At 72.4% G+C, this 13374-nt stretch carries 10 protein-coding genes; 6 read left to right on the forward strand and 4 right to left on the reverse strand.

Going from position 1 to position 13374, the window contains the following annotated elements:
- Positions 1 to 500 precede the first annotated feature (500 nt).
- On the forward strand, positions 501 to 950 hold the full coding sequence (locus AB0I22_RS27735) for a PTS glucose transporter subunit IIA (protein ID WP_363133654.1): 450 nt from the start codon (positions 501 to 503) through the stop codon (positions 948 to 950).
- Positions 951 to 1028: 78 nt separating this feature from the next.
- Positions 1029 to 2699, forward strand: coding sequence for a phosphoenolpyruvate--protein phosphotransferase (gene ptsP / locus AB0I22_RS27740; protein ID WP_363133655.1), 1671 nt, complete (start codon positions 1029 to 1031; stop codon positions 2697 to 2699).
- Positions 2700 to 2767: 68 nt separating this feature from the next.
- Here ptsP and AB0I22_RS27745 read toward each other — a convergent pair whose 3' ends face one another.
- Both AB0I22_RS27745 and AB0I22_RS27750 read right to left on the reverse strand, forming a co-directional pair.
- Positions 2768 to 3670, reverse strand: coding sequence for a hypothetical protein (locus AB0I22_RS27745; protein WP_363133656.1), 903 nt, complete (start codon positions 3668 to 3670; stop codon positions 2768 to 2770).
- A 70-nt stretch (positions 3671 to 3740) separates the two neighbouring features.
- Positions 3741 to 5768, reverse strand: coding sequence for an acetoacetate--CoA ligase (locus AB0I22_RS27750; RefSeq protein WP_363133657.1), 2028 nt, complete (start codon positions 5766 to 5768; stop codon positions 3741 to 3743).
- A 304-nt stretch (positions 5769 to 6072) separates the two neighbouring features.
- On the opposite strand from AB0I22_RS27750, the gene AB0I22_RS27755 reads away from it, so the two are divergent.
- The 4 genes from AB0I22_RS27755 to glpK all read left to right on the forward strand — a co-directional run bounded on the left by AB0I22_RS27755 (position 6073) and on the right by glpK (position 12052).
- Positions 6073 to 8451, forward strand: a complete 2379-nt coding sequence (locus AB0I22_RS27755) for a glycoside hydrolase family 31 protein (protein WP_363133658.1) — start codon at positions 6073 to 6075, stop codon at positions 8449 to 8451.
- Positions 8452 to 8556: 105 nt separating this feature from the next.
- Entirely contained in the window at positions 8557 to 9396 is an 840-nt protein-coding gene (locus tag AB0I22_RS27760; protein WP_363133659.1) for a M15 family metallopeptidase, read from the forward strand.
- Positions 9397 to 9774: 378 nt separating this feature from the next.
- Positions 9775 to 10509, forward strand: a complete 735-nt coding sequence (locus AB0I22_RS27765; RefSeq protein ID WP_363133660.1) for an MIP/aquaporin family protein — start codon at positions 9775 to 9777, stop codon at positions 10507 to 10509.
- Between the two features lie 13 nt (positions 10510 to 10522).
- Positions 10523 to 12052 carry a glycerol kinase GlpK gene (gene glpK, locus AB0I22_RS27770; RefSeq protein ID WP_363133661.1) on the forward strand — a complete coding sequence of 510 codons (1530 nt, stop codon included), beginning with the start codon at positions 10523 to 10525 and terminating at the stop codon, positions 12050 to 12052.
- 114 nt (positions 12053 to 12166) lie between these two features.
- Here glpK and AB0I22_RS27775 read toward each other — a convergent pair whose 3' ends face one another.
- Together AB0I22_RS27775 and AB0I22_RS27780 are read right to left on the reverse strand one after the other, a co-directional pair.
- Positions 12167 to 12778: an ATP/GTP-binding protein gene (locus AB0I22_RS27775; RefSeq protein WP_363133749.1), complete on the reverse strand. Its 612-nt coding sequence runs from the start codon at positions 12776 to 12778 to the stop codon at positions 12167 to 12169.
- A 176-nt stretch (positions 12779 to 12954) separates the two neighbouring features.
- Complete coding sequence (locus tag AB0I22_RS27780; protein ID WP_363133662.1) at positions 12955 to 13368, reverse strand: DUF742 domain-containing protein; 414 nt, start codon at positions 13366 to 13368, stop codon at positions 12955 to 12957.
- Positions 13369 to 13374 lie beyond the last annotated feature (6 nt).

A 13374-nucleotide genomic window follows, 5' to 3' on the forward strand; every position in this document is an offset into this window, starting at 1 on the left:
AGTCTGGCGTTGACTTTTGGCACGCTGTTGAGTTCTCAAGGAACGGACGCTTCCTTTGTGACCGTTTCACCGGTCTCTCCGGGCGCTTCCCTTCGGTGTTCCACCACTCTATCAGTTCTTTTCCCACTCCCTTACCGCCTGTTTTCCGCAAATAAGCAGACACACAGAAGCGGATCCGAGAATTGGATCAGTATCCGATAGATGCCGCCCTCCGACTCGCTCGCAGTTGACTGCGTGCCTCCGTCGTGGGCAGGGATACGACAGTACAGGCCCCGCAGGGGCGAGGCAAATCGATTCCTCGCTCCCCTCTTGATGATCAGGATCATCGGACGGGTTCGGGTGGGATCGGATGGGCCTTCGGTAGGCGTCGTGCGGGACCGCACTCTTATGGATCTTGTGTGCGGAATCCGCCGTTCCTATGACTTACCCTTCTGACCAGCGTGCCGTCCGGGACAGGTAGTGACGGCGCGTGATGAATCTCCACCCCTGGGAGGCTTCCCATGACCACCGTGACGTCCCCGCTCACCGGACGCGCCATCGGACTCGCGGCAGTGCCCGACCCGGTCTTCTCCGGCGCGATGGTGGGTCCCGGTACCGCCGTCGACCCGGTCCGTGAACCGTCCGAGGCCGTCGCGCCCGTGGACGGTGTCATCGTCTCCCTGCACCCCCACGCGTTCGTCGTGGTGGACGCCGAGGGACACGGCGTGCTGACGCACCTCGGCATCGACACCGTTCAGCTCAACGGCGACGGCTTCGAGCTGCTCGTCAACAAGGGCGACACCGTCACGCGCGGCCAGGCCGTCGTGCGCTGGAACCCGGCCGCCGTCGAAGAGGCCGGCAAGTCGCCGATCTGCCCGGTCATCGCGCTGGAGGCCACTGCCGACGCGCTCGGCGACGTCCGCGAAGAGGGCGACCTCAAGACCGGTGACACGCTCTTCACCTGGCAGTGATCCCTGGGCCGTCACCGACGGCGCGTACGACATCCACCGCGACGGCCGGAGCTGTCGCATCAATGGGAGACAGGTGAAATGGAGACAACGCTGCGAGGCGTCGGTGTGAGCCACGGTGTGGCGATCGGCGAGGTACGGCACATGGGCACGGCGGTCCTGGAGCCGCCGGCGAAGCAGATCCCCACGGACGAGGCTCCGCGCGAACAGGGGCGCGCGCGCCAGGCCGTGGAGGCCGTGTCCGCCGATCTCATCGCGCGCGGGAACCTGGCGGGCGGCGAGGCCCAGGCCGTGCTGGAGGCCCAGGCCATGATGGCCCAGGACCCCGAGCTGATGGCCGACGTCGAGCGGCGCATCGCCGTCGGCAGCACCGCGGAGCGGGCGGTGTACGACGCCTTCGCCGCGTACCGGGCGCTGCTGGCCGGGGCCGGCGAGTACCTCGCGGGCCGGGTCGCCGACCTGGACGACGTGCGGAACCGCATCGTGGCGCGGCTGCTGGGCGTGCCGATGCCGGGTGTGCCGGACAGCGACGAGCCGTATGTGCTGATCGCGCGGGACCTCGCGCCCGCCGACACCGCCCTGCTCGACCCGGCGCTCGTGCTCGGGTTCGTGACCGAGGAGGGCGGGCCGACCAGCCACAGCGCGATCCTCGCCCGCGCGCTCGGGGTGCCGGCCGTGGTGGCGCTGCCCGGCGCGGGCGAGCTCGTCGAGGGCACGGTCGTCGCGGTGGACGGCAGCACGGGCGAGATCTTCGTCGAGCCGGACGCGGCCAAGCGCGCCGAGCTGACCGGTGCCGCCGAGGCCCGTAAGGCCGCTCTCGCGGCGTCGTCCGGGCCGGGCGCCACCTCCGACGGGCACAAGGTGCCGCTGCTGGCGAACATCGGCGGGTCCGGCGATGTGAAGGCCGCGGTCGAGGCCGGTGCGGAGGGCGTGGGCCTGTTCCGTACGGAGTTCCTCTTCCTGGACGACAGCTCCAAGGCGCCGTCCGAGGAGAAGCAGGCCGAGGTCTACCGCGAGGTCCTGTCGGCGTTCCCCGAGGGCCGGGTGGTCGTGCGGGTGCTGGATGCCGGGGCGGACAAGCCGCTGGACTTCCTGACGCCGTCGGACGAGCCCAACCCGGCGCTCGGCGTGCGGGGGCTGCGCAGTCTGCTCGATCACCCGGAGGTGCTGCGCACGCAGCTGGCGGCGCTCGCCAAGGCCGCCGAGGGGCTGCCGGTCTACCTTGAGGTCATGGCCCCGATGGTGGCCGACCGGGCGGATGCCAAGGCGTTCGCGGACGCGTGCCGCGAGGCGGGGCTGAAGGCGAAGTTCGGCGCGATGGTGGAGATCCCCTCCGCCGCGCTGCGGGCCCGCTCCATCCTTCAGGAGGTGGAGTTCCTGTCGCTGGGGACCAACGACCTCGCTCAGTACACCTTCGCCGCCGACCGGCAGGTCGGCGCGGTGTCGCGGTTGCAGGACCCCTGGCAGCCGGCGCTGCTCGACCTGGTCGCCGCGTCGGCCGAGGCCGCCAAGGCCGAGGGCAAGAGCTGCGGCGTGTGCGGCGAGGCCGCGGCCGATCCGCTGCTCGCCTGCGTGCTGACCGGTCTGGGCGTCACCAGCCTGTCCATGGGCGCCGCGTCCATCGCGTATGTGCGCGCCACGCTGGCCAAGCACACGCTCGCGCAGTGCGAGCGCGCCGCCGCCGCGGCCCGTGCCGTGGACTCCGCCGACGAGGCCCGGCGGGCCGCGCAGGCGGTGCTGTCCGGCGAGTGAGCCGGAGTGAGTTCCCGAGGGGCGTTCCACCGCGCGGTGCGGTGGAACGCCCCTCGTGCGTCAGTGCCTCAGTGCGTCTCCCCCGCCTCCGGTGGCCGTACGAGGGCGGTGGCCGCGAGGTACTCCACTCCGTGCTCGGGCGGGACGGGTTCGCCGGTGTCGGCGTCCGTGCAGTAGGCGGCGAAGATCTCCGCTTCGCTCAAGGGGCGCAGCCAGTCGTCGTGCAGGGCCCAGCCGCGGACCCGTTCGCGGCCGTCGGGTGCGGTGGTGCGCAGGACGACGCCGCCGCTGCTCGCGGTCGACAGGCCCGCGGCCAGCACTGTGCAGAAGACGAGAGCCTGCGTCTGGGGCACCTGGGTCACGCCGTCGGGGCGGCGCTCGGTGTGGAGCACGGCGATGAGCGGCGCGCCGTCGGCCGGGATGCTGCACACCAGGTGGTGTTCGCCGTGACCGGCCGCTTCGAGGAGCAGCCGCAGGATGTGCGAGGCGCGGGCGAACGCGTCCTCGGCCCGGTCATCGCCGCAGCCCCCGCAGCGGCTCGACCGGGACAGCAGCCCCGTCGCGTACTCCCAGGTCGCCTGTCGTTCGGCCGTGTCGATGAGGTGCGGGAGCAGGCGGTCGATGGGCTGGCCTTCGTACGGCACCGTGCCGCCGGCCGTGCCCAGGTGGGCGGTGTAGCGGCTGCGGCTGGCGGGGGCGTCCGGGTCGAGGCGGGTGCGTGCGCAGAACTCCTCGTAGCCGACGGGGTCGAAGAGGGCGACGGTGATGTGGACGCCCTGTGCGGCGAGCGTCCTCAGCAGTCCTTCCATCTGCCGCAGGTAGGCCGGGTGGTCGTCGAAGGAGAAGGTCTCGTACCGCCGCATGGCCGCGAAGTCCCGCTCGTCGGCGAGTACGGCCACGGTGCTGGGCGCTTCTCGGCGCAGCTGGTGCCGTGCGGTGGGTCGCTTTCCGTCGTTTCCGGTGTGCGCCATGACTCCCCCTCAGCGCGAGCGATCAATGCTCACTCAGCGTAATCGGGGGTACTGACAGTGGCGTCCGGCGTCAGCTGTCAGCGCTCTCGACGCTCTCGCGGTCGTGGGCGAGCCGCTCGTAAAAGCGCAGGAGTTCGAGGTCGTCGACGGAGCCGGGGTTGACGGCCTTCTCCAGCCGGGTGCCTTGCAGGAGCCGTTTGACGGGGACCTCGATGCGTTTGCCGGTGAGGGTGTGCGGGACTCCGGGGACCTCGATGACCTCGTCGGGGACGTGGCGTGGGGAGAGGTTCTCGCGGATGGTCTTTTTGATGCGGTCGCGCAGGTTGTCGTCGAGCCGGGCGCCTGGGGCGAGGTGGACGAAGAGGGGCATCCAGTAGCCGCCGTCGGGCTGTTCGACGCCGATGACGAGGGTTTCGCGGATCTCGGGGAGCCGCTCGACCGCTTCGTAGATGTCGGCGGAGCCCATCCGTACGCCTTGGCGGTTGAGGGTGGAGTCGGAGCGGCCGTGGATGACGACGGAGCCGCGGGAGGTGAGGGTGATCCAGTCGCCGTGCCGCCAGGCGCCGGGGAACATCTCGAAGTAGCTGTCGTGGTAGCGGCTGCCGTCGGGGTCGTTCCAGAAGTGGATCGGCATGGACGGCATGGGGTTGGTGATGATCAGTTCGCCGACCTCGTCGGTCACGGGTTCGCCGGCCGCGTCCCATGCCTGGAGGTCGGTGCCGAGGCAGGGGGCCTGGAGTTCGCCGATGTAGACGGGGAGGGTGGGGACGGCTCCGGCGAAGCAGCTGCAGACGTCCGTGCCGCCGCTGACGGAGGCGATCCACATGGTCTCGGCGACCTCGTCGTGGATCCAGCGGAAGCCGTCGGGCGGCAGCGGTGAGCCGGTGGTGGCGACGCACTTGACGGTGGAGAGGCCGAGGTCGCGGCCGGGGTGGAGGCCGGCTTTGCGGCAGGCCATGACGTAGGCGGCGGAGGTGCCGAAGAGGGTGGCTCCGGTGCGTTCGGCGACGCGCCACTGGGCGGAGATGTCGGGGTGGCCGGGGCTGCCGTCGTAGAGGACGAGGGTGGCGCCGACGAGGAGGCCGGAGACGAGGAAGTTCCACATCATCCAGCCGGTGGAGGTGTACCAGAAGAAGCGGTCGCCGGGGCCGAGGTCGCAGTGCAGGCCGAGCTGTTTGAGGTGCTCGATCAGGATGCCGCCCTGGGACTGGACGATGGCTTTGGGGAGGCCGGTGGTGCCGGAGGAGTAGAGCACCCACAGGGGGTGGTCGAAGGGCACCTGCTCGTAGACGGGTTCGGTGCCGGCGGAGGTGAGGGCGTCCCATTCGAGGGCGCCTTCGGGGGCCGGGGTGCCGAGGAGCGGGATGTGCACGACGGCGCGGAGGGTGGGCAGTTCCCGGCGGAGTTCGGCGACGGTCTCGGCGCGGTCGTGGCGTTTGCCGCCGTAGCGGTAGCCGTCGACGGTGAACAGGACGACGGGTTCGACCTGCTGGAAGCGGTCGAGGACGCTGCGGGCGCCGAAGTCGGGGGCGCAGGAGGTCCATACGGCGCCGACGGCGGCGGCGGCGAGGAGCGCGGTGACGGCCTGCGGGATGTTGGGGACGTAGCCGCTGACGCGGTCCCCGGGGCGTACGCCGAGGCGGCGGAGTTCGGCGGCGAGGGAGCCGACCTGGCGGCGGAGTTCGGCCCAGGTGACGGTCCGCGGTTCGTGGGTCTCGTCCACGTGGAGCAGGGCGGGCGTGCCGGCTCGGGCGGGGTCGTCGGCGGCGCGCAGGGCGTGCTCGGCGTAGTTGAGGGTGGCGCCGGGGAACCAGGTGGCGCCGGGCATGGCGCGGTCGGCGAGGACGCGCTCGTACGGGGTGGTGAAGCGGACGTCGAACCATTCGGCCGTGGCCTGCCAGAAGCGTTCCAGTTCCTGTACGGACCAGCGGTGGAGCGCGGCGTAGCTCGCGGCGGGGTCGCCGGGGACGGCGGCGGGCGCGCCGTGCCGCTCGGCGGCCCAGTCCTGGAAGCGGGTGACCTGGGCTGCGGCGATGCGGTCCTCGCCGGGCTGCCACAGGGGTTCCGGCTGGGCTGCGGGCTGCGGTGCGGTGGTCATCTGGCGTCTCCCGGCTGTCACGCGTCGTGGGCGTCGCCGCGCACGTGCGGGGTGTGCGCGGAACGCGGCTGTGCAGGACGATGCCACGTGATCGACTCTCGCACCAGGTCCGGGCCCTGCGGCGGGGGCGGCCGGGGGCGGCGGGCCCGCTGTCGCGCGGCGGGAGCGCCGGGGAGCGCGGTCGGTGTGGCCGACGGATGCTCTGCGTGTGTGGCGAAGGCGCGGCGGGACGGCAGGATACCCCTGGGTGAACGGGAGTTGAACGGACCGCGGGTCCGGCGGCGTCGATGGCAGGGTGAGCAGCATGGATGCGCGTGACCTGGTGCGGTCGGTGAAATCAGTCGGTTCGGGGCGGGGGCTGCGGTCCCTGCGTTCGGCGTTGCGGCGGCGGCGCTCGGACGCGGCCGGGCTGCCGCGGCGCGGTGCGGAGCGGGCGCGGGTGCCGGGTGCGGCGCGGGGGGCCGAGCCGCAGCCGGGCGGCGGGGTGGTGCGGTTCGCGCGGTCGTCGCTGCGGGTGCGGGTCGCGGCGGGCGGGGCGGTGTTCTGCGGCTGGGACGGCGCCGAGCCGGAGCCGTCGTACGCGCTGGCGGGGCCGTGTCCGGCGGTGGACGAGCGGGCGGTGCTGGAGCCGGATACGGACGGCGGCTGGCGGGTGCTGTCGGAGCGGGTGCTGGTGGCGGTGGACCGGCACGGCGCGGTGGAGGTGCGGACGCCGGGGGGTGTGGTGCTGCGGCGGGATCTGCCGCCGCGCTGGTGGGAGCCGGTGGACGAGCGGGGTGCGGCCCCACATGCGGCGGACGCGCAGGCCGGGGCGCGCTGGGTGCAGCGATCCGAGGTGGCGGCGGACGCGCGGTTCTTCGGGCTGGGCGGGCGGGCGGCGGGGCCCCGGCTGCGGGACGGTTCGTACCGACTGTGGAACACCGATCCGGGCGGGTCCTTCGAGCCGGGGGACGATCCGCTGTATCTGACGATGCCGGTGCAGTTGGTGGTGGCGGACGGGGGTTCGCATCTGATCTTCCACGACAACTCGTGGGACGGGCTGGTGTCGTTGCGGGAGGGGGTGGAGGGCGAGGGGTCGGGGCATGACCGGCCGGGCGGCTGCGAGGTGCGGATGGACGGGGGGCCGCTGCGCTACTGGGTGATGGCGGGGACGCCGGCGCGGGTGCTGCACGCGTGGACGGCGCTGACGGGCGCGCCCGCGCTGCCGCCGGCGTGGGCGCTGGGATATCACCACGCGCGCTGGGGGTTCGGGGACGCGGGCGAGGTGCGGCGGGTGGTGGCCGGGTACCGGGAGCGGGGGCTGCCGCTGTCGGCGCTCCATCTGGACATCGACCACTACCGGGGGCACCGGGTGTTCACGGTGGACGGCGAGCGGTTCCCGGAGCTGCCGGGGCTGGCGGCGGAGCTGCGCGGGCAGGGGGTGCGGCTGGTGTCGATCGTGGATCCGGCGGTGAAGGCGGCGCCGGGCGACGCGGTGTACGACAGCGGGGCGGCGGCGGACGCTTTCGTGCGGGACGCGCGGGGGCGGCGGGTGCGCGGGGAGGTGTGGGCGGGTGAGTCGGTCTTCCCGGACTTCACGGAGCCGAGGGTGCGCAAGTGGTGGGGCGGGCTGTACGGGGAGCGGCTGGCGCAGGGGTTCTCCGGGGTGTGGCACGACATGAACGAGCCGGTGTCGTTCGCGGCCTTCGGCGATCCGACGCTGCCGCGTTCGGCGCGGCACGCTCTGGAGGGCCGGGGCGGTGATCATCGGGAGGCGCACAACGTGTACGGGCTGGCGATGGCCCGGGCCGGTTACGAGGGGCTGTGCGAGCTGCGGCCCGCGGAGCGGCCGTTCCTGTTCTCGCGGTCGGGGTGGGCGGGGCTGCAGCGGTACGGGGGCAGCTGGTCGGGGGATGTGGCCACGGGCTGGCCGGGGCTGCGGGCGTCGCTCGCGCTGGTGCTGGGGCTGGGGCTGTGCGGGGTGCCGTATTCGGGGCCGGATGTCGGGGGGTTCACGGGGTCGCCGTCGCCGGAGCTGTTCCTGCGGTGGTTCCAGCTGGGGTCGCTGCTGCCGTTCTTCCGTACGCACGCGTCGATCGACGCGGGGCGGCGGGAGCCGTGGGAATTCGGGCCGCGGGTGCTGGAGTACGCGGGGGCGGCGCTGCGGGAGCGGGAGCGGCTCCTGCCGTATTTCGTGACGCTGGCGCAGCTCGCGCACCGGTCGGGGGCGCCGTATGTGCGGCCGGTGTGGTGGCGTTCGCCGCAGGACCGGGCGCTGCGTGACTGCGAAGACGCGTATCTGCTGGGCGATTCGCTGCTGGTGGCGCCGGTGCTGGAGGCGGGAGCGGAGTGGCGGGCGGTGCGGCTGCCGCGGGGGCGCTGGTACGACACGGCGTCGGGCCGGGCGTACGAGGGGCCGGGGCAGGTGCTGCTGCCGGCGCCGTTGGAGCGGATTCCGGTGCTGGCGCGGGCGGGTTCGGTGGTGCCGGTGGCGGGCGCCGGGGGCGGGGTGGAGCTGGAGGTATGGGAGCCGGCTCCGGGGCGTACGGGCGGGGGTGTGCTGATTCCGGACGCGGGGGACGGCTGGGAGCGGCCGGCGGCGGTGCGGTTCACGACGCGGTGGCGGGACGGGCGGCTGCGGGTGGAGCAGGAGGGGAGGGACGAGGTGGCGTATCCGGTGCGGGTGCGGGGGCGGTCGGCCTAGGCCCGATGCCGTTGCGTCAGTTGGGGGCCCAGGGGCGGCGGGCCCTCTTCCGCGGTGGCCTGCGGGGCTGCTAAGTGGAGGGACCACTGACCGTTTGGAGGGTTCATGCCACGATTCCCCGCCGTCGCGCGCGTACGCGCCCTGTCCGCCGTGGCCTCACGCGCGCTCGCCCTGTCCGCCGCCGCTCTCCTCGCGCTGTCCCCCGCCGCTTCGGCGCAGCCTGGCCAGGAGCGGTGGCCGAAGGCTCCGAAGGAGTTCGTGGCCCTCGGCGACGTCGACCCGACGATCCTTCAGGAGATCCGCTACATCACCCCGCACAACTTCACCGGGCGCCCTGTCAAGGGTTATCTCCAGCCGGTGTGCCTGCTGACCCGGCCCGCCGCGCGGGCCCTGCACCGGGTGCAGAGCGGGCTGCTGCGCCGGGGGTACTCGCTCAAGGTCTACGACTGCTACCGGCCGAAGCGGGCGGTGGGCTCCTTCGTGGCTTGGGGCAGGGATCTCTCCGATCAGCGGATGAAGGGCGAGTTCTATCCGCGGGTGGACAAGTCGCGGCTGTTCGACGACGGCTACATCGCCGAGAGGTCGGGGCACAGCCGGGGCAGCACCATGGATCTGACGGTGGTCCGGCTGCCGGCCGTGCCGACTCGGCCGTACGTGCCCGGGGAGCCGCTCGTGCCCTGCCACGCGCCGAGGTGGCAGCGGTTCCCGGACAACTCGCTCGACATGGGGACCGGGTTCGACTGCATGGACACCCTCTCCCACACTCTCGATCCGCGGGTGCGGGGGAAGCAGCGGGCCCACCGGCTGCTGCTCAAGTCCTCGATGGAGCGGGCCGGTTTCGTGAACCTGCCGCAGGAGTGGTGGCACTACACGTATCAGCCGGAGCCGTTCCCCGACTCCTACTTCGACTTCCCGGTCTCCTACCGGTCCGTGCACGGGCGTTGACACCGGTCCGCGCTCGGGCGCCGATACCGGTCCGTGCACGAGCGCTGATACCGGTCCGTGCACGGGTGCTGACACCGGTCCGCGCACGGGCGCCGGGCAGGTGGCGGCGCGGTGTCCGCCGGCGGCGCGCCGCCACTGCTGCGGGCGACCTTGACGCTCCGTCAGCACCGGTGAACACTGCCGGGTATCAGTCGGCACCGCCGCAGCAGGGCGTCCCCGGTGGTGCCACCGCTCCCCTGGCGAATGCCCTGTCGCGCTGGTCGCCGACGCCGGGCAGGGGGCACGGGAACCCTCGGCCGCCGGCCGCCGCCTCGATAGGGAGCACCCCCCTGCACGGAGGACCGGGACGGCGTCCCGGGCGAGGGACTGGGAGCCGCAGTGGATCAGTTCTCCAATGGCGACATCTTCATAGGCGAGATCATCGGCACCGCGGTGCTGATTCTCTTCGGCGCCGGGGTGTGCGCCGCCGTCACTCTCACGCACTCGAAGGCCAGGGCCGCCGGCTGGGTCGTCATCGCCTTCGGCTGGGGCTTCGGCGTGCTGGCCGGTGCGTACACGGCCGGGCCGCTGTCCGGCGGCCATCTCAATCCGGCGGTCACGCTCGGCATCGCCGTCGACACCGGGCACTGGGACAAGGTGCCGGTCTACGTGGCGGGGCAGATGGTGGGCGCGGTGCTCGGCGCGGTGCTGTGCTGGCTCGCCTACTACGCGCAGTTCGCGGCCAATGCCGACGCGGACAGTTCGCAGCCGACGCTGGGGATCTTCTCGACCGTTCCGGAGGTCCGCGCTCCGGTGGCCAACCTCCTCACCGAGGTCATCGCGACCATGGCGCTGGTGCTGCCGGTGCTGGCCTTCGGGCTCACGAAGGGGCTCGGGCAGTCCGGCACGCAGACGCTGATGGTCGCGTTCGTCGTGGTCGGCATCGGCCTCTCGCTGGGCGGGCCGACGGGTTATGCCATCAATCCGGCGCGCGACCTCGGCCCGCGCCTCGTGCACGCCGTGCTGCCCATCCCCAACAAGGGCACCTCCGACTGGGGGTACTCCTGGATTCCGGTGGCGGGTCCGTTGATCGGGGCGGCGCTGTCCGGTCTCATCTTCAACGCAGCCTACTGACTCGGGAGACGTCATGATCGACAGGACCGGCGCAGCCGACAAGTACGTCGCCGCGATCGACCAGGGCACCACGTCCAGCCGCTGCATCGTCTTCAACCAGGACGGCGCGATCGTCGCCGTCGACCAGCGCGAGCACCGGCAGATCTTTCCCAAGCCGGGCTGGGTGGAACACGACGCGAATGAGATCTGGTCCAAGGTGCAGGCCGTGGTGGCGGGCGCGCTCGCCAAGGCGGGGCTGCGGGCCGACGAGCTGAGCGCGGTGGGCATCACCAATCAGCGGGAGACGACGGTCCTGTGGGACCGGACGACGGGCAAGCCGGTGCACAACGCGATCGTGTGGCAGGACACGCGTACGTCCGCGCTCTGCCGGGAGCTGGGCGGCGCGGACGGCCAGGACCGGTTCCGGGCGGTGACCGGGCTGCCGCTCGCCAGCTACTTCTCCGGGCCCAAGGCGGCCTGGCTGCTGGACAACGTGCCGGGGCTGCGCCGCCGGGCCGAGCTGGGCGAGGTGGCCTTCGGCACGCTGGACTCCTGGCTGATCTGGAATCTGACCGGCGGCACGGACGGCGGGGCGCACGTCACCGACGTCACCAACGCCTCGCGCACGATGCTGATGAACCTCGAAACGCTCCAGTGGGACTCCTCGGTGCTGGCCGCGATGAATCTGCCCGAGGTGATGCTGCCCGAGATCAGGTCCTCGGCCGAGGTGTACGGAACGGCGGTCGGCCAGCTGGCCGGGGTGCCGGTCGCCTCGGCGCTGGGCGATCAGCAGGCCGCCATCTTCGGGCAGACCTGCTTCGGGGTGGGCGAGGCCAAGAACACCTACGGGACGGGTTCGTTCCTGCTGCTCAACACGGGCGAGCGGCCGGTGGCGTCCAAGAGCGGGCTGCTGACGACGGTGGGCTACCGGCTGGGCGGCGACGCGGCCGTCTACTGCCTGGAGGGCTCGATCGCGATCACGGGCGCGCTGGTGCAGTGGTTCCGCGACCAGCTGGGGATCATCCGCTCCGCCGACGAGATCGAGCCGCTGGCGGCGAGTGCGGAGGACAACGGCGGGGCGTACATCGTGCCGGCGTTCTCCGGGCTGTACGCGCCGTACTGGCGCTCGGACGCGCGGGGCGTGATCACCGGGCTGACCCGGTACGTCACCAAGGCGCACCTGGCGCGCGCCGTGCTGGAGGCGACGAGCTGGCAGACGCGCGAGGTGGTCGACGCGATGTTCCAGGACTCCGGGGTGCGGCTCACCTCGCTGAAGGTGGACGGCGGGATGACCGTCAACAATCTGCTGATGCAGCATCAGGCGGATGTGCTGGGCGTGCCGGTGATCCGTCCGGTCGTCGCCGAGACGACGTGTCTGGGCGCGGCCTACGCGGCGGGGCTGGCCACGGGCGTCTGGCAGGACCTCGACGAGCTGCGGGCGCACTGGAAGCGCGACACCGAGTGGACGCCGCGCATGGAGGCCGGGGAGCGCGAGCGGGAGTACGGCAACTGGCGCAAGGCCGTCGAGCGCAGCTTCGGCTGGCACGAGGAGAGCGACGGCTGACCGCCGCCGCGCCCCGGCCCGTACGCCCGGAGGCCGCCGGAGGGTACGGGCCGGGGCGCGCGCCTCACATACGAGCGTGCTCGCGGTGGCCGGCGGACGCCTCCATCGCGAGCCTCACGTACGAGCGTGCTCGCGGTGGCTCGCGGACGCCTCCATCGCGTGCTCGACGACCGAGATCAGGACCCGCTTGGCGGATTCCCGCTCGCGCGCGTCGCACAGCAGGACGGGCACTTCGGGGTCGAGGTCGAGGGCGTCGCGCACGGTGTCCTCGGGGTACCGGTCCGCGCCGTCGAAGCAGTTGACGGCGACGGTGAAGGCGATGGAGCGCCGCTCGAAGTAGTCGATGGCGGCGAAGCAGTCCTGGAGCCTGCGGGTGTCGGCGAGGACGACCGCGCCGAGGGCGCCCTGCGCCAGCTCGTCCCACAGGAACCAGAAGCGGTCCTGGCCCGGGGTGCCGAAGAGGTAGAGGACTAAGTCCTCGCGGAGCGTGATGCGGCCGAAGTCCATGGCGACGGTGGTGGTGGACTTGGCCTCCACGCCGTCGGTGGAGTCGACCGGCCGCCCCGCCTCGCTGAGCAGTTCCTCGGTGCGCAGCGGCCGGATCTCGCTGACCGCGCCGACCAGCGTCGTCTTGCCGACCCCGAAGCCGCCCGCGACCAGGATCTTGAGCGTCACCGGGTCGGCCTTGGACCGCTTGCGGCTTCGGTCGGAGCGCCCGAAGACCATGTGTCTCTTCTCCTGGATGGCGTGGACAGAGTGGGTTACCAAGTGATCAGCATGTGGTCAGCATTGGCAAAGGAACAGTACAACGTGCTCACCCGGGCTCGCACGTCAACTGCGGTCCGCCGAGGGCCGATCGCGGTGCGCCGCGGTCCCGGCGGCCGTACGGGCGCGGGGCCCGGCTACAGCGCCCGCAGGCCGTCGATCACCTCGCGGAGAATGGTCGCGTCCGGGAGCTCCGCCGGGGGCACGGGTCTGGAGACACGGACGAGCTCCGCGTCGATCAGGTCGCCGACCAGGACCCGGACCACCCCGACGGGCAGGTCGAGCTCGGCGGCGAGCTCCGCGATGGACTGCGGGGCGTCGACGCTGAGCTCGACGATGTCGAGGTGTTCCGGGGACAGCGTCTGGTCGACCACGGCGTGCGCGTCGCCGGGGTGCGCGTCCAGGGACTCGTCGGCGATGACGACCGCGATCAGGTCGAGCTTCGCCTCGGCCGCACTGCGGGTGCGGCCGCGCGTCATGGCGTACGGCCGTACCACCGGACCCGCCGCGTCGTCGAACCAGCGGGCCGGGCCGTCGCCGTCTTCGGTCATCCCTGC

This window comes from Streptomyces sp. NPDC050610, assembly GCF_040654875.1.
Lineage (GTDB): Bacteria > Actinomycetota > Actinomycetes > Streptomycetales > Streptomycetaceae > Streptomyces.